Below are 21206 nucleotides of genomic sequence, written 5' to 3' on the forward strand. Positions count from 1 at the left end.
TTAGCCCTCTCCCGCTTTCGCGGGAGAGGTGTGATTTTGCGTCAGAGCCCCCGCGACTTCAGCAGCTTATCCAGCCCCGGGTACACACGCCGCGCATTGCCCTCGAATATCTTGGCCTTGTCCTCGGCGCTGAGCGGCAGCGCATCGACATAGCGCTTGGTGTCGTCGAAATACTCGCCGGTGTTCGGATCGCGCCCGCGCACCGCGCCGATCATCTCGGAGCCGAACAGCACATTGTCCGCCGGGATCACCTTGGTCAGCAGCTCGACGCCGGGCAGGTGATAGACGCAGGTATCGAAGAAGATGTTGTCGAGCAGCCCTTCGAGCGGGCGGTCGCGCATCTCGAGGCTCATCCCGCGATAGCGCCCCCAATGGTAGGGCACCGCGCCGCCACCATGCGGAATCACCAGCCGCAGCGTCGGGAAGTCCTTGAACAGGTCCGACTGGAGGATCTGCATGAATACCGACGTGTCGGCATTGATATAGTGCGCGCCGGTGCCGTGGAAATTGGGATTACACGACGCCGCAACGTGCACCATGCCCGGCACGTCGAGCGCGCACATCGCCTCGAACAGCGGATACCATTCCCTGTCGGTGAACGGCTTGCCGGTCCAGTAGCCGCCGGTCGGATCCGGGTTCACGTTGACGCCGACGAACCCCATCTCGACGATGCGCCTGAGCTCGGGGATCGAGTTCGCCGGCGACACGCCCGGCGACTGGGGCAGCATGCCCACCGGCACGAAATTGCCCGGGTACATCTCGGTCACCCGCTTCACCAGGTCGTTCGAGATCGCCGCCCATTCAAGGCTGGTCCGCTCGTTGCCGAGGTGATGGCTCATCAGCCCCGCGATCGGCGAGAACAGCGTCAGGTCGCTGCCGCGCTCCTGCTGGAGCCGGAGCTGCCCGCCTTCGATCCCCTCGCGGATCTCGTCGTCGCTGACATGCGCCTCGGCCAGGCTCGGCGCATTGGCGGGATCGTTGGCGGCGGCCACCTGGCGCTCGCGAAACGCGCGGAAGCTCTTGGGGACGGTGGTGAAATGCCCGTGGCAATCGATGATCATGATCAGGCGTCCTGGCGCGCGGGAGCTTTGGCGGGATCGACGAACAGCTCGTCCATCGACATTCGGCGCGGCGTCAGCCCCTGCTCGAACGCGGTCTTCTCCAGCGCCTCGATCGTCGGCCGGTTCGCCTCGATCCCGTAGGGCAGCGGATCTGCGCCGACGATCTTCTGGAGCTTGCGATACTTGTCCGCCCCCGCACCGGTCGCCTCGCCCGAATTCAGCTTGGCGAGCCATTCGTCCTTGGCCCGGGTGAAGGCATCGTTGAGCGAGCGCGCGATCCAGGGATGCTCGGCCAGGACCTGGTCCTTCACCACGATCGTGCCGTGCATCGGATAGACGCCGGTGCGCGCATAATAGTCGGCCTCGGCGGCTTCTGCATTGGGCAGCAGGTCGGGATAGTTGGCCTCGACTTCCTGCCAGCCGCCCGTCGGCGCGCCGGTGCGGCCGATGCCCGCCGCGGCCTCGACCCCGGCATCGAGCTCGCCGTTGGCGATCATCTCGGCGAGCGAGGTGCCAGCCGGCGCATGGATCACGTTAGAGGGCAGCTGGAGCTGGGTCACATGCTCCTCGTCGTCCACCACCCAGGTGACCTTCGAATTGTCGAGGCCGTACTCGTCGATGAACACTTGGCGGATCCACACGCCGGTGGTCACCGAATAGGCGCGCACGCCGACGCGCTTGCCCTCCAGGTCCTTGGGCGCCTTGATGCCGGCCTCGGGCCGCACGAGCATGCCCGAATGGTGGAAGCGCCGCACCACGAAGATCGGCAGCGCCACGAACGGCGCGCCATAGGCGCGGGCGATGATATAGGTGGTCGGCGCAAGCTCGCAGACGTCGAACTCGACGTCGCGGACCATCCGGCGGAACGCGCCGATCTGCGGCTTCACCGTGACGATCTCGGCCTCGACGCCTTCGATCTCGATGCTGCCGTCGCGGATCGCCGAGGTGTGCGGATGCTCCGCGATCGCCATTTTCAGATGTACCTTGCCCGCCACGCTCACCTCTCCTGGGAAACTGTCGGCACGCATGCCGGTTCGCCGCCAGAAGCCGCACATCGCCGGGCAAGGTCAACGCAGCCGGAGCAATTCTTGGGGTGGCGGGACCATTTCCTATCGCCGCTCGCCGATAGATTCGCGGCGCATGGGTATAAGTTTCGCGCCGAATGTTGCGATAAGTTGCAAGGTGCGGCGGAGATTTTACCGCGCCGCAGCACGCGACTTCCAGCCACCACGGCGTACATCGATCGCAAGAAACTTCTTTATATGATACAGCATCTTATGTGAATCACCCCTCGCAAGTCGACCGACTGTTCGCCAGCGGCGATGCACATAAAATGCCGCAACTGCCCCAAGTCGGCGATAAGAAACGCGCCCGCCCGGGCCATTTCTAAGCGATCGGAAACGCGATAAGAACGGCGTTCGGGAGAGGACCGCAATGACAGACATGGACCCGGGATCGCGCGCCGAATCGCTCAGCTTTCGGCAATTGAAGCTCTTCGAGAGCGTCGGCCGGCTGAACAGCGTCCGCCGCGCGTCGGAGGAGTGCAACCTGTCGCAGCCCGCCGTCACCCAGGCGCTCGCCAAGCTCGAGCATCAGGTCGGCGTCACGCTGCTCGAGCGCCGTGCCAGTGGCTCCTATCTCAACGAGCTGGGCGACATCTTCCACCGCCGCGTCACCCGCGTATTCGCGCAGATCGAGCAGGCGCTGGTCGAGCTCGCCGTGCCCGGCGGGCGGGACGGCGCCGCGGTGATCGCACGCCGCATCTCCAAGAGCCAGGCGCGCAGCCTGATCGCGATCGTCGAAACCGGCTCGTTCGCCCAGGCCGCCGAGGCGCTGGGCCTTAGCCAGGCCTCGCTCCAGCGCGCCGCGCGCGACCTGGAGGGCAACCTGCGCAAGTCGCTCTATTACCGCACCGCGGCGGGGGTGATGGTCACCCCCGCCGGGGTCGAGTTCGGCCGCAAGATCAAGCTCGCCACCCAGGAAATCGAGTGGGGCATCAAGGAGATCGACGCGGCGCTCGGCAATGCCAACAGCCAGATCGCGATCGGCGCGATGCCGTTCGGCGGCTCGGTGCTGCTCGCCTCGGTGCTCGACGAGTTCGTCACTGCGCACCCGCGCGCCGACGTGAAGATCGTCAACGAAAGCGCGCCCGAGATGCTCAAGAGCCTGCGCGCCGGCAATGTCGATTTCGTCATCGGCCTGGTCCAGGAAACCGTCGCCGAGGATCTGACCAACCAGGCGCTCGCCAAGACACCCTACACGATCGTCGCCCGGCGCGGCCACAAGCTTGCCCGCAAGGGCAAGGTGACCGTCGACGACCTGCTCCAGTACGAGTGGGTGGTCGGCACCCCGGGTGCCGCGCGCCGGGCCTGTTTCGAGCGGCTGTTCGCCGGCGGCCCCGGTCCCAAGGCCTCGATCGCCACCTGCTCGCTGCCGGTGATCCGCCATTTGCTCGCGCGCAGCGAGCGGCTGACGCTGGTCACCTCTTACGAGCTCAAGCATGAGGACGATGCGCTCGTTCCGATCGATTTCGGCGAAATCGAGCCGGCGCCGTCGATCGGCATCACCATGCGCGCCGACTGGCTGCCGACCCGGCTCCACCTCGACTTCATCGAGCTGCTTCGCCGCCACATGGCGGAAGTCGGCATCGTCCCGCTCAAAAAGGCCAGCTGAGATCCGATGTCCTTCCCGCTCACGCGCCGCCGCTTCGCCGGAGCGGCGCTCCTGACCGCCGCCCTGCCTGCCGCCGCCAGGCCGGCAAAGCGCGGCGGGCTCGTCCATATCGGCACCCAGGGCCAGGCGATCCTCGCCGCCCGTTTCGACGCGAACAAGCTCAGCCTGATCGGCCCCGTGGCAGAGGTCGCCCGCCCGACCTGGGTGGTCGCCCATCCGAGCAAGCCGCTGCTCTACGCGGTGAGCGAGACCGGCAATGACGGCAAGAGCCAGGGCAAGATCTTCGGCTTCGCGGTCAGCCCGGCCGGTGCGCTGCATCCGCTCGCCAGCCCGGATTCGGGCGGCAGCGGCCCGACCCATCTGACGCTCGATCCCGCCAGCAACACGCTGTTCGCCGCGCATTACGGTTCGGGCCATGTCGCGACGCTCCCCGTTGACGCAGCCGGCGCGCCCGGCGCCGTCGCCTCGGTCCAGCAGGATATCGGCGCCGGCCCGAGTCCGCGCCAGAAGAGCGCGCACGCGCATGGCTCGGCACTCGATCCCTCGGGAACGGTGCTCGCGGTCGCCGATCTCGGTGCCGACCGCGTCTTCCTCTATCGTTTCGATCGCAAGACCCGCGCGTTGGCGCCCAATCCGGCGACACTCGAAATCCCCGCCGGCCACGGTCCGCGCCACCTCGCCTTCGACCTCCAAGGAAAGTTCCTGTTTCTTATCAGTGAATTGGTTCCGGAACTTCGCGTCTATCGCTGGGATGCCGCGCGCAGCACCGCCACGCTGGTCGAGACCCGCTCCACCCTCGCCGCCCCGCTGGAAAAGGCGAGCGGCGCCGAGCTCCGCGTGAGCGATGATGGTCACTTTGTCTATGTCTCGAACCGGGTCGAGGACAGCATCGCCGGCTATGCGATCGATCGCGCCACGGGCAAGCTGCGCGAAGTCACCCGCGTGAAGACCGAGAAGACGCCGTGGAGCTTCAGCCTCGCCCCCGATGGCCGCTGGCTGCTCGCCGCGAACCAGGGCGCCGGCACGATCACCGTCCATGCCCGCGATCCGAAGACCGGCGTGATCGCCCCCGCCAGCCAGTCGGTGACCGTCGAGAAGCCGACCAGCATCGCCTTCTTCTAGCGCTTCACCTCGAAGCTCTTCGCCGTCCGCAGCGCCGGGAACCAGTGCGCCCAGAGCAAGGTGATGCCGATCGCTCCGATCCCGCCCGCCACCACCGCGGCGACGGGCCCGATCAGCGCGGCGAGGAAGCCCGATTCGGCCTCGCCCAGCTCGTTCGAGGCGGAGACGAACAGCGTGGAGACCGCGCCCACGCGCCCGCGCATCGCGTTGGGCGTGTAGAGCTGGATCAGCGTCTGGCGGACATAGACCGAGAGCATGTCGGCGGCGCCCAGCACGCCCAGGCAGGCGAGCGACAGCGGCATCCAGCGCGACAGCCCGAAGCCGATCGTCGCCGCGCCGAAGATCGCCACCGCGCCGAGCATCTTCATGCCGACATGCTGCTTGAGCGGCCGCCACGAGAACCACAGCGCGATCGCCATCGCGCCCACCGCCGGCGCCGCGCGCATGTGCCCAAGGCCCGCCGAGCCGGCGTGCAGGATGTCGCGCGCGAAGATCGGCAGCATCGCGGTCGCGCCGCCAAGCAGCACCGCGAACAGGTCGAGCGAGATCGCGCCGAGCACCAGCTTGTTGTCGCGGACATAGGCTAGCCCTTCGACCATCTGGCGCCACGGATTGCGCGATCCGTCGAGCATCGTCCGCGCGATCGGGCGGATCAGCATCAGGCAGATCAACGCCACCGCGTAGCCGACCGCGCTGGTGAGATAGGGCAGCGGCGCCCAGGCCGCGTAGAGATAGCCGCCCAGCGCCGGCCCGGCGATCCCGCCCACGCGGTTGCCGATTGCGTTGGTCGCGATCGCGCGCGGCAGCACCTCGGGCGGCACCAGGTTGGGCGCGAGCGCATTGAGCGCGGGCATCGAGAAGGCGCGGCTGATCCCGAGCAGCACCGCCACTGCAAACAGGGGGGCGAGCGAGCGCCCGTCGCTCAGCGTCGCCCAGGCGAGCAATCCCGCGCAGACCAGCTGCAGCACCAGGCAGAGCCGCCCGATCAGTCGCCGGTCGATCCGGTCCGCGGTCCAGCCGGTGACCAGCGTCAGCGCGAAGATCGGCAGGAACTGCGCCAGCCCGATCAGCCCGAGCTGCAGCGCCGCCGCCTTGGTCCCCATAGTCAGCCGAGCGATGTCATAGACTTGCCAGCCGATCACCACGACCATCGCGTTCTGCGCCAGGTTGGCGCAGAGCCGCCCGATCCAGAACAGGCGATAGTCGCGATAGGCGAAGGGTTGCTTGGGCTGGTACATCCCATCCGCCTAACGCCCCGGGGCCCAGCGCGACACATTAAAAGCGCCGCACCACCGAACGGAACGCCATTCCGATCGGCCCGCCGGCGGGATCGATATGCGGAGGCCTTCCACTTCGCCCTAGCCTGGCCGCATGCGCGAGAACCAGATCACCGGCGCCGAGGCCGCCGTCCGCATGCTGCAGCTCCACGGCGTGCAGCACATCTTCGGGCTGTGCGGCGATACCAGCCTTCCCTTCTACGACGCGCTCGCGCGGCTCGATCACGGCATCGAGCATGTCCTGACGCGCGACGAACGCCACGCCGCCTATATGGCCGACGCCTATGCCCGCGTTACGGGGCGCGTCGGCATCTGCGAGGGGCCGAGCGGCGGCGGCGCGACCTATATCCTGCCCGGCGTGATCGAGGCGAACGAGAGCTCGGTCGCGCTGATCTCGATCACCTCCGACGTGCCCGTCACGGCGCGCGGCCGCTACCCGCTGACCGCGCTCGATCAGAAGGCGCTGTTCGCCCCGCTGACCAAGTGGAACGGCGTCGCCGATCATGTCACGCATATTCCCAACCTGTTCCGTACCGCCTTTCGGGCCGCCAGCACCGGACGGCCGGGCGCCGCGCATATCGGCCTGCCCTATGACCTGCAGAAGCAGGGCCTCGATGCCAGCCATGTCTGGGCGCAGCGCGAGCATGGCAGCTTCCCCGCCTATCGTACCGCGCCCGATCCCGCGCTGGTCGCCGCCGCAGCCGAGGTGCTGCTACGGGCGAAGCGTCCGGTGCTGGTCTGCGGCGGCGGCACGATCCTGTCGGGCGCCTGTACCGAGCTGGTCCGCCTCGCCGAACTGCTCGACGCCCCCGTCGCCTCGACAGTCAGCGGCCATGGCACGATCCCCGACAATCACCCGCTGGCGATCGGCGTGGTCGGCGCCAATGGCGGCACCGATGAGACGCGCGAGGCGCTCTCCCAGGCTGACACGGTCGCGTTCATCGGCTGCCGCGCCGGCTCGACCACCACCGAGCATGGCAGTGTGCCCGGCCCGGGCGTGCCGATCGTCCATATCGACATCGACCCGATGGTCGTCGGCGCCAATTATCCGGTCGAGGCCGGGCTGGTCGGCGACGCGCTGCATTGCCTGCGCGCGCTGATCGCCGAGATCGAGCGCCGCATCACCAGCCCGCGGACCACCGACGCCGCCCAGCGGATCGCCGGCCTGCGCGCCGCCAAGCGCGAGCGCTTCGAGGTACTTGCCCATTCGAATGCGCGGCCGATCCGCCCCGAGCGCGTGCTCGCCGCGGTCCAGAAGGCGCTGCCGGCGGACGGGATCATCGTCGCCGATCCGGGCACGCCCTGCCCCTATTTCTCCGGCTATTTCGATTTCGACAGCACCGGGCGCCACTTCATCACCAACCGGGCGCACGGCGCGCTCGGCTTCTCGCTCCCTGCCGCGGTCGGGGCTGCCTATGGCCGGCCTGGTGCCAAGGTCGTCGCCGCGATGGGCGACGGCAGCTTCGGCTTCGCGGTCGGCGAGCTCGAGACGATCGTGCGCAAGAATCTGCCGATCACGCTGATCGTGTTCAGCAATTCCTCCTATGGCTGGATCAAGGCCAGCCAGAAGGACGGCTATGGCAGCCGCTTCTTCTCGGTCGACTTCAACCGCTCCGACCATGCCCGCATCGCCGAGGCCTTCGGGCTCAAGGCCTGGCGAGTCGAGGACCCCGCCGAGCTCGACGCCGTGATCGCCGCCGCGATCCGGCATGACCGGCCGAGCCTCGTCGATGTTATCAGCCAGCCGCTGGAGGAGTCCGCGGTGCCGGTGAGCAAGTGGATGGGATAAACTCCTTCTCCCCTTGTAGGAAAAGAAGGGGCCCCCTTGCGCAGCGAGTAGGAAGGGTGAGGGGGACTAAGGGCTCACTTCCCCTCACCCTTCCGCCGACCATGTCGGCTCCCTCCCTCTCCCACAAGGGGAGAGGGAGACGGAACAGGAACGGCGCGCCCGCCGGGCGCGCCGCGCAGTTCAGAGGAACCTCGTCAGAAACTGAATCCCAGCGTCACGCCGTAAGTCCGCGGCGCGTTGCTGGTGCCGTTGTCGCCGCTGTTGGTGGCGCCGAGCTGGCTCCAATAGTGGGTGTCGGTCAGGTTCTTGCCCCACACGCGGATCGACCAGTTGTCGCCCGGCATCTTCCAGGTCAGCGAGGCGTCGAGCAGGCTGTAATTGCCCTGGAACACGCGCTCGTCGGTCGTGCCGACATAGCCGTCGTTGTAATAATAGTTGCCGGCGATCGTGAAGGTGCCCGCGCTCGTCGTCGGGAGGTCGATCGACCCGCCGACGCTGGCGGTGAACTCGGGCGTGTTCTGCAGCTTGTTGCCCGAGGCGTCGCCGCGCAGCAGGCAGTTGCCGCCGAGCTGGGCGAACGGGCTGCCGAACGTGCCGAGGCAGCTCTGCCCGCTCGGGATCACGAAGCCCGCCGGCAGCGGGAACGGCACCGAGATGATCGCATTGGTGAAGTCGGTATAGCGGGCATGCGTGTAGTTCAGGCCGCCGAACAGCTTGACGTTGCGGCTCAGCTGCCAGGTCACGTCCGCGTCGATGCCGTAGATGTGGGCGCCGTCGGCATTGTAGATGCTGTTGGCGCCCGAGATCACCTGCTGCACCTGGATGTTCTTCTCGTCGTAATAGTAACCCGCGACGTTCAGGCGCACGTGCCGGTCGAACAGGTCGGACTTGATGCCGACTTCATAGGCGTCGACCACGTCCGGCTGGAGCAGGATGATCGGCGAGACCTGGGCGATATAGGTGCCGCTGCGGAAGCCCCGATTGTAGCTCGCATAGGCGAGCAGCTCGGGCGAGAAGCGGTGATCGAGCGAGGCGCGCCAGGTCAGCTTGTTGAAGGTGTGCTCGTCGCTCGATGTCGTTACCGTGCGCACATTGGTCGCGCCGACAAACGAGATCGCCTGGGCCGAAAGCGAGCGCTCGTCGCTGGTGTAGCGGACGCCGGCGGTCAGGTTGGTGCTCTGCCCGAAGCTGTAGGTGCCCTCGGCAAAGCCCGAGAAGCTGTCGAGCTTCACATTGTTGATGTTGTCGGTGTAGCCGTTGCCGCCGAAGGTGAGCAGGCCGGTGGTGCGGCCGCGGCTGCTGCCGGCGCTGTCGTGCATGTAGAAGCCGCCCAGCACCCATTTGAAGGGGCCGGTGCCGCTCGACACCAGGTTGACCTCCTGGGTGAACTGCTTGTCGTACTGGACGTTGTCGATCACCAGCCGGCGCGCGGTGGTGCCGTCGGGGTCGAAATAATAGGTGAAGTCCGACTTGCGGTAGCCGGTCATGCTCTTCAGCGTGAAGCCGCCGAAATCATGGCTGATCGTCAGCCCGGTGCCCCATTGCCGCGTCGTCATCTTTGGATCGATGTCCGAATAGATGTCGCGATCGGGATCGCCGCCCGCCGCGAGGATCTGCGCCGGCACGTTCTGGCCCAGTGCGTTCAGCCCGAAATTGCGGAATGCCGGCTCGCTCGCATAGCGGCCATTGAAGTCGCCGGTGAGCAGCACCGAGGTATCGGCATCGGGCTGGAACAGCAGCTTGGCGCGGCCCGCCCAGGTGCGGCCGGCCTGGATGTCCTTGCCGGTGAAGACGTTCTTGCCGAAGCCGTTGCCGCGATCCTCGACCTGGGCCGAGATGCTCGCCGCCAGCGTGTCGGTGATGCCGCCGGTCAGGAACAGGCCGCCGTTCAGCGTGGCATAGTTGCCGAAGCCGATCTGGCCCTTGGCCTGCGTCTCGAAGCTCGGCGCCTTGGTGGTGATCTGGATCAGGCCGCCCGTGGCGTTGCGACCGAACAGCGTGCCCTGCGGCCCCTTGAGCACTGCCACCTGGTCGGTGTCGAACAGCGACTGGAGCACGCCGAACGACGCACCATAGTAGAAGCCGTCGACATAGACGGCGACGGGGTTCTCGATGCCCGGGCCCTGGCCGGTGGCGCCGACGCCGCGGATACGCGGCAGGCCGATGCCGCCGGTCGCGGTGGTCACGTTGAGCGCGGGCACGCTGGCCTTGAGGTCCATCGTGTCGGCGGTGCCCGCGGCGCTCAGCTGGTCGCTGTTCAGTGCCGTGATCGCGATCGGCACGTTCTGCGCGCTTTCCTGGCGCTTCTGGGCAGTGACGACGATGTCGACCAGGCCGCCGTCAGAAGTCTGCGCGGCGGCATCGGGCGGCGGCGGAGTCGTGCTGGCGTCCTGCGCCCAGGCCGGCATGATCCAAGTGGCGGCGCTGGCGAGCAACGCACCCCGCACCAATCCCCGCACCACGCGATTGCGACAGCTCATACTCTTCCTCCCCAATGCACCGGTCTCGCCGGCGTTTTCCGCACTGGTCGCACCGTCCATGCGCATGGACCGCGCCAGTTTATTTGCGTCAGGAGCGATGACTACTTCGGCGGCGCGGCTTTCCTCCGATCAGAATCCCGCAGCCACCGATAGTTTTAGGTATAAATCAGTGCCTGGCAGGCAGATAGAGCGGCATGGAATCTTCCCATTTGCTGTCGGTGACCATGCGCTTGGCCGATCCATCGCGGTTCATGATGTAGATCTGGCCATATTGCTGGAAGGTCTGGTCATAGAGCGCGGCCTCGTCGCGGAAGCCGTGCTGCGATCCGCTCCACATGATCCGGTTGTCCGCCGTCCACACCGCATGGCCGTCGCTCGATCCGTGCGTGGTGGCGCGGAACAGGTTCGAGCCGTCCGGGCTGATCGTGTAGATGTCGAAATTGCCGTCCTCGGTGCGCTTGCGCGTGAAGACGATGCTCTTCCCGTCGGGCGACCAGCCGGGAAGGTTGTCATAGCCCTGGGTCAGCACGCGGGTCTGGCGCGTCTCTAGGTCGAGGATGCGCAGGCCCTTCTCGTCATCGCTCCAGAGGCGATAGACGATCTCCTTGCCGTCGCCCGAATAGCTCGGGAAGCCGCAATGCTGCTTGCCATCGGTCAGCTGCTCGGCGCCGGTGCCATCCGCCCGCACGCGCCACACCGCCGCATTGGCCTTGTCGCGCAGGAAGAACCACGCCCCCAGCCCGAAGCTGATCCACGCGCCATCGGGCGACCAGGCCGGCTGGAACGCGCCCGCAAGCCCCTGCTTGACAAGGGTTGGATCGAGCCCGCGCCCTTCGATGTCGAACACCTTGCGCTTCTCGCTGCCGTCCGGCCGCATCACCATGATCGAAGCGTTGCCAGTCTGCTTGTCGGTATAGACGATCCAGCCCTGCCTGGAGAGCTGCGGGAACACGTCGGTCTCGCGATAGTCCCAGTCCTTTTCCCAGCTGTAGAGCTGCTTCCAAACCGGCCGAGCGGGACGGAACTGGACCTTCTCGTAGATGACCTGCTTGCCGTCGTCGGACCAATGCGGCGAGCGGATGAACGCCTGCTTCACTGCCGGGCGGTCGCTCGTATAGGCCAGCCCCTCGTTGGGGCCGTACTTCACCAGATAGCCGATCTCGGAATTGCTGATGAATTGCGGTTGGAGCTTCAGTTCATTGTCGGCCTGATGCTCGACGCGCTCGCCGCTGGCGACATCGACCGAGACGATCCTGGTCGGGGTCTTGCCGACATAGTTGGGGCGGCGCGCGCCCCAAGTCGCTTCGACCGTCATCTCGTAGAACACGATTCGGCGGCCATCGGGCGACCATTTCGGCGAGCCGAGGCAATAGCCGGGCTTGGCCGCGACCTTGCGGAAGCCCTTGCCGTCCACGCCGATCACATAGATCGACAGCTCCTGCGTATGCTCCCAGCCATGCCCGGCGTCATGGCCCGTCCACGCGGTGTTGCGGTCGCTCGAAAAGGCGATGCACTTGCCGTCGGGCGACCAGGCAGGGCGGTAATAGCAATCGGGCTTGCCGTCCTCGCCGCGCACGTCCTTGGTACCGGTGAGCTGCCGGGTGCGCCCGGTCTTCAGGTCCATCAGCCAGATATTGGCGCGGTAGCCATTGCGCGTGGAGACGAAGGCAAGCGTCCTGCCATCGGGCGAGAGCACGCCGGCATCATCCACTGGCGCACCGGTGACCAGCGGCTGGATCAGCTTGCCGTCAGCAGTGGCGCGGAACAGGTCCGACTGGCCGTCGCCGTTGCGCTCGGACGTGAAGACGAAGCCGCCGCCAGCTGCAAAGCTGCCATTATATTCGAAGCGCGTATCGGCAAGCAGCTTGCGCTCGTTCGAGCCGTCGAGCCCGGCGATATAGAGCTCGGAGACCGACGGCGCGATGCGGTTCATCAGCATCACGCCCTTCTTGCCCGGCGCCGGCGCGGTCCATTCCTCTGCCAGGGCCGAGCGTGCAGCGAGCGCGGTGCCGGGCAGCGCCCACAGGAAATCACGACGATGCATCAAACTCTCCCGCTCGCCCCAGATTCTCGCGCAGGGCATGCTGGCAGTTTCGCGCGCGCCACCACGCGGTCCAATCATAAAACCGCTCGCCCTGATCATTTCTCGCCGCCCCGCAGGGCTGGGACGCGACAACGGGCGGGCGGCAACTGCTAGCGGAGAATCCAGGCTTAGCTGCTCACGTCGCCGAAGCGACGTCGCGTCCGAGCACTTCGCGCGCCTTGGCGGCCAGCGTGGCATAAGTGAACGGCTTGGATATGAGGTCGACGCCCGCCTCCAGCCGATCGTTCCGCATGATCGCGTCGCGCGTATAGCCCGACGCGAACAGGACCTTGAGCGCGGGATGGATCGCGCGCGCGGCGTCCGCGAGCTCCTCGCCGGACATGTTCGGCATCACGACGTCGGTCAGCAGCAGGTCGATCGAGAAATCGTCGCGCTCGAGCAGGCGGATCGCGGAGTGGCCGTCATGCGCCTCCACCACGCGGTAGCCCAGCTCGCGCAGGATCCCGACGGTATAGGCGCGGACCTCGTCGTCGTCCTCCACCACGAGCACGGTCTCCGAGCCGCCTTCGGCTTCCGCAGGTGGTTCGAGCGTCTCGCCCTGGCTCGCAGCCTGCCTGGATTCGCGACCGAGGAACAGGCGGACAATGGTGCCTTCGCCTTCCTTCGAGTCGATTTCGACATAGCCGCCCGATTGCTTGGCGAAGCCATAGACCATCGACAGCCCCAGGCCGGTGCCCTTGCCGACTTCCTTGGTGGTGAAGAACGGATCGAACACCTTCGCCACCGTCTCCGGCGACATGCCGCATCCGCTGTCCCTCACCGCGATCGCGACATATTCGCCCGGAAGCACGCCTTCCGGCGCGGTGACGTCATCCAGGCGGGTATTGGCTGCGCTGATCGTGAGCGTGCCACCGCCCGGCATCGCATCACGCGCATTCACCGCCAGGTTGAGGATCGCGTTCTCCAGCTGGTGCGGATCGGCCTCGACCGGCCAGAGATCATCATCGGTGACGATCTGCACCGCGACCGCCTCCGAGATCGAGCGGGTGAGCAGGTCCGACATGCCGGCCAGTAGCCGCCCGACATCGACCGTCTTGGGATCGAGCGGCTGGCGGCGCGAGAAGGCGAGCAGCCGCTGGGTGAGCGACGCCGCGCGCTCCGCGCCCTTCAGCGCATTCTCGAGCGAACGACGGGCGCGCGGATCGCCGCCGGTGTCGAAGCGGCGAATCACCGTGTCGATATTGCCGATGATGATCGTCAGCAGATTGTTGAAATCATGCGCGATGCCGCCGGTGAGCTGGCCGACCGCTTCCATCTTCTGCGCCTGGCGGAGCGCGTCTTCGGCCTCGCGCCGCTCCGCGACTTCCTGCTCGACGCGCATCTCCAGCGTGTCGTTGAGCTCGCGCAGGCGCGCCTCCTGCTCCTTGGCATCGGTCACGTCGTAGATCACGCCCACCAGCCGGAAGCCCGAGCCTTCGCGCACGATCTCGCCGCGCCGCGCGATCCAGCGCTGGGCGCCATCGTCGCTGCGGGTGATGCAGAACACCCCGTCGAGCGTTTCGGGGATCGTGCCGTGGCTCGGCTGCGGGATCAGCGGCGGATCGTCCGCATCGACGACGCCGTTGATCGTGCGCACCGGGAGCACCGAGGCCGGGTAGAGGCCGAGCAGCTCGCAGAATTCGGACGAGACCGTCGCCGTCGCAAAGCCGTCGATATATTCGAAGGTGCCGATCCCGCCGGCCGACTGGGCGATGCGCAGCCGCTCCTCGGTGCGCTTGCGCTCGGTGACGTCGACGAGAAGCCCAGTGAAGCGCACCGGATTGTCGTCCGCGTCGAAATGATTCTGCCCGCGGCCGTGCATCCACAGCGTTGCGCCGTCGGCCGAGACGACGCGGAATTCCTTGGAGAAGAGCTCGGCACCTCCCAATATGCCGGCAACGGCGATGCGCATCCGCGCCCGGTCGGCCGGATGGATCGCGCGAAAGAAGGTCTCGGTCGGCACGCCCGCAAGCGCCTGTTCGGGATCGAGGCCATAAAGCTCGGCGAAGCGCGCATCGGCGTGGAGCCGATCCTCGACGATATCCCAGTCCCAGGTGCCGCTGGCCCCGGCGGCGGCGAGTATCGAGCGCATCCGCCCAGCGTCGCCCGGGTCGACGCTCTCAGCCATCGGTGCCGACGACGCGGGCGATGAACTCATCGAGCAGTTCCTTGAGCACCTCGAGCGATGGGATGTCCATGATCATCGCGATATAGCCGCGGATGTCGCGCTTGCGCACGGCGAAGTCGATATAGAGGAACAGCACCAGCCCCTCCTCCCCGTCCTCGTCGATCTCGAACAGCGTGTTGCCGTTGCCGCGCAGCACTTCGGGGATGGTCATCGTCAGCGAGCGCTTGAGCATGTTCGCCATCGTCGCGAGGCAGGAATTGAGGATGACGTTGCCGGTCTCGGTCAACGCCTCATGCTCCATGTCGACCACTTCCTGCGCGGTCAGCTCGTCTCCGGTTACGGCGCGGACCAGCTCCAGGCTGTTGCTCTCGGGGAAGATCAACAGCGCGCGGCCCGAGAAAGGCCCGCTGAAATCCTGGCGCACCGCGACCAGTTCGGCCGCCTCGCGCTCGCTGATCAGCCGCGCTGCCCGGCGCTGGCTGACCACGTCGATCGACGGGACGGACAGCGTCACCTGGTCGCCGATCATCTTGCGCAGGCTCGATGCAGCGCGGCTCACGCCGATATTGACGATCTCGGTCAGTGCATCGCGCTCGAGTTCGGCGAGCGCCACGCTCTCGGGGATCATGCCTTGGTCGATCGCAGGCGGAGCGCCGCGCCCGACAGGAACCCTTCGAGACTGTCGGTCGTGACCGGCTTGGCGACGAATGCCGCACCGACTTCGCGTGCGCGGGCGACGATCTCGTCCTGGATATTGGCTGTGATGATGGCGAGCGGCATGTCGGGACGGAGAGCGCGCAGCTCGGTCGCGAGTTCCAGCCCGTCCTTCTCGGTCATGTTGAAATCGATCAGCGCGACGTCGACTTCGTGCGCACCGACGATCTCCAGCGCCTCGGCGGCGCTGCCGGCCTCGACCTTCTTCCATTCGGGCTGGAGCTCGGCCAGCGCCTTGCCCGCGACGATGCGCGCGAGCTTGCTGTCGTCAACGATCAATACGGTAACGGGCATTCGCGTCTCCAAAGTGCCACTGGGGCAGGTGTGCTTTCCCAAGGAGGTCCGCGACGGGGACAAGCATAGCGGCGCGGCACCGCTTTGTCATTGCAGCAGGTTAACGACATGGACGGGCAGGACACTATTGTTCGCGACGCCGCGGATCGGCGGGCGGGCGGCAAGAAGCAGCTGAACGACGGCGAGATGCAGGCGCTGCGCCCCGGCCAGATCGACACTGCGTTCCGGCCCTTCGTGCAGCGCGACGAGCAATGCCTCGGCATCCTCGGCCAGGCAGCGGCCGGTGAGGTGGATCACCTCCGCCTCCACGCGCACGCTCATGCCGCGAGCGCCGGCAGGTCGAGGACGAGCAACACGCTGCCGTCGCCGAGCAAGGTCGATCCGGTGACGCCCGGCACGCCGGCGAGGATGCCGCTCGACGGGCGGACGAGCGTGTCGATCCGCTCGGCAAAGCCGTCGACGCGCAGCGCCACCCGCTCGCCGCCGGTGCGGGTGACGAGCAGCTTGGCGGTCGCGGCGGGCCGGTCGGCACTGCCGAGCAGGCTCGCCAGGCTGAGCACCGGCACGGTGCGGCCCCGCAGCACGCAGGCCGATCCGCCGCCGATCGGCATCAGCGCATTGCTGTCGATGCGGACGGTCTCGACGATCTGGTCGAGCGCGACGCCGTAGCGATCGGCGCCGACTTCGACGACGAGCAGGCGGGTGGTGAGCGCATTGGCCGGCAGGCGCAGGCGGAAGCGCGTACCCTTGCCCGGCTCGCTGGCGATGTCGATCGTGCCGCGCAGCCGCTCGACCGCGGCCTGGACCGCGTCCATGCCGACGCCGCGGCCGGAGACTTCGGTCACTTGCGCAGCCGTCGAGAAGCCGGGCGCGAAGATCAGCCGCAGCGCCGCCGCGTCGGAGAGCTGCGCCGCGGCCTCCTCGCCGAGCAGCCCGCGCGCGACGGCTGCAGCGCGAATGCGATCGGGATCGATACCGGCGCCGTCATCCTCCAGCGTGACGAGGATCGCATCGCCGTCGCGGCTGGCGGACAGCGTGACTCGGCCCTGCGCGGGCTTGCCGGCGGCCTTGCGTGTCGCAGCATCCTCCAAGCCATGATCGATGGCGTTGCGGACCAGATGGAGCAGCGGCTCGAACAGGCCGTCGGCGATCTGCTTGTCGACTTCCAGCCCCTCGCCCGACACGATGAAGTCGAGCGGCTTGCCGAGGCCGGCGGCGATCTCGCGCGCGAGCCGCGGCAGGCGGCGCAGCGTGGGGGCGAGCGGCACCAGCCGCACCGCGCTGACGCTGCGATGGAGATCACCGGCAACCCGCTCGATATCGGCCTGCACCGCGCGGATGCTCGCAGCGAGCGCGCGATCGATGGCGTCGGCCTGCGCAACCAGCGGCGCGAAGGCGTTGACGGCCACAACAAGCTCGCCCAACCCGTCCGCCAGCGCATCGACGCGCGCGGCGTCGACGCGCAACGTCGTGGCGGCGCGGGTGCCGGTCTCGGCGGCTTCGGTTTCCGCCTGCGCGGCCGGATCGATCCGGTGAATCGCGATCTGATCCGGCATCATCCGGAACGCGGCGCGCACCGCCTCGGCCGGCGCGGCGCTCACGCCTTCGAGCACCGAGAAGCAGGCGAAGGGCTCGAGCGCATCGACCGTGGGCCAGGCCCCGTCCGCCGGCAGAACCGCCAGCGCCAGCAGCTCGGGCACGTCGCCCGCCACCGCCAGCGGGTCCTCGCCGCGGAAGAAGCAATCGGCGTCGGGCGTATAGCGGAACGCAATCAGCGCCGCGTCCGCCGCCTCGATCACTGCCCGTTCGCGCGCGCCGAGCAGGGCGAGCCATCCGGGAACCTCTTCCGCTGCGGCAACGGGCGCGGTGTCGGAATGGCCGGGCAGCCGCGCCATCGCCGCGGCGGCGACCTGTTCGGCATCCGGCGACAGCGCGCCTGCCTGTTCGATCTCGTCGATCCAGTGATCGACTGCGTCGAGGCAGGCGATCAACCCGGCGACCGCGCCGGCATCGAGTGCCCCGCCCTTGCGTGCGCGCTCGAGCACTTCCTCGGCGGCGTGGAGCACACGCTCGGCCGGGCCCATCGGGAAGATGCCGACCGAGCCCTTGAGCGTGTGGATCGCACGGAAGGCGCTGTCGATCGCCGCCGCATTGCCGGGATCGCGCGCGAGCACGTCGAAATCGGCCGCGGCCTGCGCGACAAGGTCGCGCCCTTCGATCAGGAATTGCTCGAGCAGCTCGTCCATCAGGGCTTACGATAGACGATTGCGTCCTCAAGGCGAGCCATGACGAACTTGTCGCTGATCCGCGTCATCGACTCGCTATGGCCGAGGCCGAGGAAGCCGCCGGGATTGAGGCTTTCGTAGAGGTTCTGCGCCGCCTGCGCGCGCGAGGCATCGTCGAAATAGATCAGCAGGTTGCGGCACAGGATCACGTCGAACTTGCCCAGCCCGACCAGCGTCGCGCGGTCAACGATGTTGGCGGAGACGAAGCGCACCGATTCGCGCAGATCGTCGATGATCTTGCGGCGATGGCCGCGCTCGGGCTCGAAATAGCGCTCGACCACCGCCGGCGGCAGCCTGGCCAGCGAACGCGCGGCATAGCGCCCGTCGCGTGCCTGATCGAGCGCATGCGTATCGATGTCGGAGCCGACGATCTCGATATTATAGGCATCGACCAGCGGCCAGTTCTCGAGCAGCCAGATCGCGATCGAATAGCCTTCCTCGCCGGTGGAGCAGGGCATCGACCAGATCCGCACCAGGTCGCCGGGTCGCCGGTTGCGGATGAGCTCGGGCAGGATCTCGCGGCTGAGCGCGGCGAGCTGGTGATCCTCGCGGTAGAAATAGGTCTCGTTGATCGTGAAGGCGTTGATCAGCGTCTCGCGCTCGGCAAGGTCGCCCGAGACCAGGGCGAGATAGGCGCGCGCATCCGGCATGCCGGTCTTCGCCATGCGATCGTCGATGCGGCGCTCGATATAATAGCGCTTGCTCGCGCCGAAGGTCATGCCGGTCCAGCGATAGAGCATCTCGCCGACGCGCTCCATCTCATCCTGCGAGAGGCTTGGTTTCGGACCGGTATGATGCAGCGTGGATTCGGTCACCGGGCAAAGAGCGCCGTCAGCTCGGCCGCGATGCGATCGAGCGGGGCGACAATCGATGCGCCGTCGGCCGCGACCAGCGCGCCGGGCATGCCCCAGACGATGGCGGTGTCGGCGGATTCGGCGATGGTGCAGCCGCCCGCGGCCTTCAATTCGGTCATCGCCCTGGCTCCATCCGCCCCCATCCCCGTCATCAACACGCCGACAAGGCTTTCGGGTGCGGCCAATTCCATCGCACTTGCGACGAGGCGATCGACGCTGGGGTGCCAGAACAGCGCCGGATCGCTGGGCGCGGCGGTGGCGCAGAGCGCGCCGCCGCGGCGGGTGATCAGCAGATCGGCATCGCCTCGGCCGATATAGGCATGGCCGGGAAGCAGCGGCGTCGTCTTGACGACCTCGCTCACCTCCAGCGCACAGAGCCGGTCGAGCCGGCGGGCGAGCGGTCCCGTGAAACTCGCCGGCATGTGCTGCGCGACGACGATCGGCCACGGGAAGTCGGACGCGAGCTTGCCGAGCAGCGCATCGAGCGCCGGCGGTCCGCCGGTCGAGCAGCCGACCAGCACCAAGCCGTCGCCCGCCAACGCGCCTTGCGGCGGCGCCAGGCGCTTGGTCGGCCGTGCCCTGGCCGGCGCCTTGCGTATTCCGGCACCACTGGCGCGCGCGCGCATCCGCTCGCGCAGCCGGGCGGCGCGCGAGATGCGAGCCGCGGAAGCCTGGCGCACCTTTTCGACCAGCTCCGGCGCGACTGCGTCGATCTCGAGCGATACTGCGCCGCGCGGCTTGGCAATGAAGTCGACCGCGCCGAGCGCCATCGCCTCGAGCGTCTCGTCGGCGCCCTCCGCCGTCAGCGAGGAGACCATGACTACCGGGCAGGGCCGGATCAGCATGATCTGGTCGAGGCAGGCGAGGCCGTCCATGTCGGGCATGTGGATATCAAGCGTCACTACGTCCGGCGCGAAATCGACCAGTTTCTCGAGCGCTTCGGTGCCGTTTCGCGCGATTTCGACGTCGAAATCGCCGGCGGCGGTGAAGATCTCGACGAGCAGCCGGCGCATCAGCGCGGAGTCATCGACGACGAGCAGCTTGATCACGGCGCCCCGGTCACGCCTTTCCCGGCGATGCCCCGCAGCAGGTCCTGTTCGGCGCGGTCGAGCAATTCGCGCGGCGAGACGATCAGCACGATCCGCTCCTCCCCGGCGAGATTGGCGACCCGGTCGAACACGCGGGTCTCTTCATTGCCGAGGTCGGGCGCCGGGCGCAGCGCATCGGCCGCGACGCGCAGGACATCGGACACCGCGTCGACGACGAATCCCGCGCTCAGATCGCCGATGCGGACGATCACCACCCGGCGCTTGCGGCCCGTCGCGGCACCCGCACCGAAGCGCGCGGCCTGGTCGATCACCGGGATCACCTGCCCGCGCAGGTTCATCACGCCCTGCACGAATGCCGGCGCCTTGGGCAGGCGGGTGAGCTTGGCCGGCAGCAGCGCGACTTCCTCGACCGCGCCGATCGGCAGGCCGAACTCCTCCTCGCCGATGCGGAACAGCAGGAATTGCTCGAAGGCCTGCGCAGCTCCGGTCTCGCCCATGTCGTGCTGCTCCCCACTCCCCTGAACCAAGCGCGCGGTGATATCGTCGCGCAGCAGCTGGTCCGCGGCAAGCACCGACACCAGCCGCTTGCCGCCGTCGAGCCGGCAGATCGCCTGGATCCGCGCCTCGGCCCCGCCGCGCGCGAGCACCTGGGGCACCGGATCGACGTCCTCCTCGGCGACGCGCAGGATCGAGCGCATCGCATCGACCACCAGCCCGACCCGGTTGGCGCCGATCCGCACGACCAGTATCCGCGCCCGGGCACCGTCATCGGCGCCGGGCAGCGCCAGCAGCGCGCGCAGCGACAGAAGCGGCAGCAGCGCGCCGCGCACCGCCGTGCTGCCGACCACCGCGGCATCGGCATGCGGCATGCGCGCGATCTCGTCCGGCAGGCGCAGCACTTCCTCGACCACGGCGAGGGGGAAGGCGAATTCCTGGTTGCCGACCGCGAAGATCACCAGCGGCAGCGTTTCGGCCGTTATCTCGGCCTCGCGCTCCTCGACCAGCCCGGCGCCGCGGCTCGTGCGCGCACCCCCGCCCGGCATGCTGCGCGCGACCAAGCCGGCGATGTCGAGCGTGCGGACCGACGCCTCGGCCGCCCGATCGAGGTCGATCATCTGCGCGACCTCGTCGACCGCGAGGCCGACCACCTCGCCATCCTCGACGATCACCACGCGCCGTTCGCCGCCCGAGGGCTGGTCGACCAGCCTTGCCAGCGACAGCACCGGCACCACCGCGCCGCGGATATTGGCCAGCCCAAGCAGTGCCGGCGGGGCGTGCGGCACCCGCGCCAGCCGCGGCAGCCGCGCCACTTCGCGCACCAGCGCCGCCGACACGCCGAAGCGCTGCCCGTCCACGCCAAGCGTCAGCAACTGACTGCCGGCGGCGGCCCGCGCCAT

Annotated in this window: 16 protein-coding genes; 3 read left to right on the forward strand and 13 right to left on the reverse strand. The window is 67.8% G+C overall.

Annotation, left to right across the window (positions count from 1 at the left end; all coding sequences use genetic code 11):
- Window positions 1-41: 41 nt before the first annotated feature.
- Together ABLE38_RS06045 and ABLE38_RS06050 are read right to left on the reverse strand one after the other, a co-directional pair.
- On the reverse strand, window positions 42-1061 hold the full coding sequence (locus ABLE38_RS06045) for an amidohydrolase family protein (RefSeq protein ID WP_348973256.1): 1020 nt from the start codon (window positions 1059-1061) through the stop codon (window positions 42-44).
- 2 nt (window positions 1062-1063) lie between these two features.
- On the reverse strand, window positions 1064-2056 hold the full coding sequence (locus ABLE38_RS06050) for a PhnD/SsuA/transferrin family substrate-binding protein (RefSeq protein WP_348973257.1): 993 nt from the start codon (window positions 2054-2056) through the stop codon (window positions 1064-1066).
- A gap of 439 nt (window positions 2057-2495) precedes the next feature.
- Between ABLE38_RS06050 and ABLE38_RS06055 the strand changes: the two genes are divergently transcribed.
- Together ABLE38_RS06055 and ABLE38_RS06060 are read left to right on the forward strand one after the other, a co-directional pair.
- Window positions 2496-3734, forward strand: a complete 1239-nt coding sequence (locus ABLE38_RS06055; protein ID WP_348973258.1) for a LysR family transcriptional regulator — start codon at window positions 2496-2498, stop codon at window positions 3732-3734.
- A 6-nt stretch (window positions 3735-3740) separates the two neighbouring features.
- Window positions 3741-4856, forward strand: coding sequence for a lactonase family protein (locus ABLE38_RS06060; RefSeq protein ID WP_348973259.1), 1116 nt, complete (start codon window positions 3741-3743; stop codon window positions 4854-4856).
- Here the strand turns inward: ABLE38_RS06060 and ABLE38_RS06065 are convergent.
- The gene (locus ABLE38_RS06065; RefSeq protein WP_348973260.1) at window positions 4853-6094 is read right to left on the reverse strand and encodes an MFS transporter; all 1242 of its coding nucleotides are present in this window, start codon (window positions 6092-6094) and stop codon (window positions 4853-4855) included. The two genes, ABLE38_RS06060 and ABLE38_RS06065, sit on opposite strands and share 4 nt — an antisense overlap.
- Window positions 6095-6227: 133 nt before the next feature.
- Here ABLE38_RS06065 and ABLE38_RS06070 point away from each other — a divergent pair, with 133 nt between their 5' ends.
- The gene (locus tag ABLE38_RS06070) at window positions 6228-7922 is read left to right on the forward strand and encodes a thiamine pyrophosphate-binding protein (protein WP_348973261.1); all 1695 of its coding nucleotides are present in this window, start codon (window positions 6228-6230) and stop codon (window positions 7920-7922) included.
- Window positions 7923-8116: 194 nt separating this feature from the next.
- On the opposite strand, the gene ABLE38_RS06075 is transcribed toward ABLE38_RS06070, so the two are convergent.
- From ABLE38_RS06075 to ABLE38_RS06120, 10 genes are all read right to left on the reverse strand, one after another.
- On the reverse strand, window positions 8117-10402 hold the full coding sequence (locus ABLE38_RS06075; protein WP_348973262.1) for a TonB-dependent receptor: 2286 nt from the start codon (window positions 10400-10402) through the stop codon (window positions 8117-8119).
- Between the two features lie 166 nt (window positions 10403-10568).
- Window positions 10569-12446, reverse strand: coding sequence for a hypothetical protein (locus tag ABLE38_RS06080; RefSeq protein WP_348973263.1), 1878 nt, complete (start codon window positions 12444-12446; stop codon window positions 10569-10571).
- 175 nt (window positions 12447-12621) lie between these two features.
- Entirely contained in the window at window positions 12622-14643 is a 2022-nt protein-coding gene (locus ABLE38_RS06085) for an ATP-binding protein (RefSeq protein WP_348973264.1), read from the reverse strand.
- The gene (locus ABLE38_RS06090; protein WP_348973265.1) at window positions 14606-15241 is read right to left on the reverse strand and encodes a chemotaxis protein CheX; all 636 of its coding nucleotides are present in this window, start codon (window positions 15239-15241) and stop codon (window positions 14606-14608) included. The genes ABLE38_RS06085 and ABLE38_RS06090 overlap by 38 nt, the downstream gene beginning before the upstream one ends.
- Window positions 15238-15621: a response regulator gene (locus ABLE38_RS06095; protein WP_348973266.1), complete on the reverse strand. Its 384-nt coding sequence runs from the start codon at window positions 15619-15621 to the stop codon at window positions 15238-15240. The genes ABLE38_RS06090 and ABLE38_RS06095 overlap by 4 nt, the downstream gene beginning before the upstream one ends.
- Before the next feature lie 87 nt (window positions 15622-15708).
- Window positions 15709-15942 carry a hypothetical protein gene (locus ABLE38_RS06100; RefSeq protein WP_348973267.1) on the reverse strand — a complete coding sequence of 78 codons (234 nt, stop codon included), beginning with the start codon at window positions 15940-15942 and terminating at the stop codon, window positions 15709-15711.
- A complete protein-coding gene (locus ABLE38_RS06105; protein ID WP_348973268.1) occupies window positions 15939-17867 on the reverse strand; it encodes a chemotaxis protein CheA in 1929 nt (642 codons plus the stop codon). The genes ABLE38_RS06100 and ABLE38_RS06105 overlap by 4 nt, the downstream gene beginning before the upstream one ends.
- On the reverse strand, window positions 17867-18721 hold the full coding sequence (locus tag ABLE38_RS06110; protein ID WP_348973269.1) for a protein-glutamate O-methyltransferase CheR: 855 nt from the start codon (window positions 18719-18721) through the stop codon (window positions 17867-17869). The genes ABLE38_RS06105 and ABLE38_RS06110 overlap by 1 nt, the downstream gene beginning before the upstream one ends.
- Window positions 18718-19809, reverse strand: coding sequence for a chemotaxis-specific protein-glutamate methyltransferase CheB (cheB, locus tag ABLE38_RS06115; RefSeq protein WP_348973270.1), 1092 nt, complete (start codon window positions 19807-19809; stop codon window positions 18718-18720). Before cheB ends, ABLE38_RS06110 begins: the two co-directional genes overlap by 4 nt.
- Window positions 19806-21206, reverse strand: coding sequence for a chemotaxis protein CheW (locus tag ABLE38_RS06120; protein WP_348973271.1), 1401 nt, complete (start codon window positions 21204-21206; stop codon window positions 19806-19808). The genes cheB and ABLE38_RS06120 overlap by 4 nt, the downstream gene beginning before the upstream one ends.

Source organism: Sphingomonas sp. KR3-1, from assembly GCF_040049295.1.
Classification (GTDB): Bacteria; Pseudomonadota; Alphaproteobacteria; order Sphingomonadales; family Sphingomonadaceae; genus Sphingomonas.

What these genes read in the sequence shown, in the direction of transcription:
- ABLE38_RS06045 (WP_348973256.1), bottom strand. Translation starts at nt 1,061, where the DNA reads ATGATCATCGATTGCCACGGGCATTTCACCACCGTCCCCAAGAGCTTC.
- ABLE38_RS06055 (WP_348973258.1), top strand. Translation starts at nt 2,496, where the DNA reads ATGACAGACATGGACCCGGGATCGCGCGCCGAATCGCTCAGCTTTCGG.
- ABLE38_RS06060 (WP_348973259.1), top strand. Translation starts at nt 3,741, where the DNA reads ATGTCCTTCCCGCTCACGCGCCGCCGCTTCGCCGGAGCGGCGCTCCTG.
- ABLE38_RS06065 (WP_348973260.1), bottom strand. Translation starts at nt 6,094, where the DNA reads ATGTACCAGCCCAAGCAACCCTTCGCCTATCGCGACTATCGCCTGTTC.
- ABLE38_RS06070 (WP_348973261.1), top strand. Translation starts at nt 6,228, where the DNA reads ATGCGCGAGAACCAGATCACCGGCGCCGAGGCCGCCGTCCGCATGCTG.
- ABLE38_RS06075 (WP_348973262.1), bottom strand. Translation starts at nt 10,402, where the DNA reads ATGAGCTGTCGCAATCGCGTGGTGCGGGGATTGGTGCGGGGTGCGTTG.
- ABLE38_RS06080 (WP_348973263.1), bottom strand. Translation starts at nt 12,446, where the DNA reads ATGCATCGTCGTGATTTCCTGTGGGCGCTGCCCGGCACCGCGCTCGCT.
- ABLE38_RS06085 (WP_348973264.1), bottom strand. Translation starts at nt 14,643, where the DNA reads ATGAGTTCATCGCCCGCGTCGTCGGCACCGATGGCTGAGAGCGTCGAC.
- ABLE38_RS06090 (WP_348973265.1), bottom strand. Translation starts at nt 15,241, where the DNA reads ATGATCCCCGAGAGCGTGGCGCTCGCCGAACTCGAGCGCGATGCACTG.
- ABLE38_RS06095 (WP_348973266.1), bottom strand. Translation starts at nt 15,621, where the DNA reads ATGCCCGTTACCGTATTGATCGTTGACGACAGCAAGCTCGCGCGCATC.
- ABLE38_RS06100 (WP_348973267.1), bottom strand. Translation starts at nt 15,942, where the DNA reads ATGAGCGTGCGCGTGGAGGCGGAGGTGATCCACCTCACCGGCCGCTGC.
- ABLE38_RS06105 (WP_348973268.1), bottom strand. Translation starts at nt 17,867, where the DNA reads ATGGACGAGCTGCTCGAGCAATTCCTGATCGAAGGGCGCGACCTTGTC.
- ABLE38_RS06120 (WP_348973271.1), bottom strand. Translation starts at nt 21,206, where the DNA reads ATGGCGCGGGCCGCCGCCGGCAGTCAGTTGCTGACGCTTGGCGTGGAC.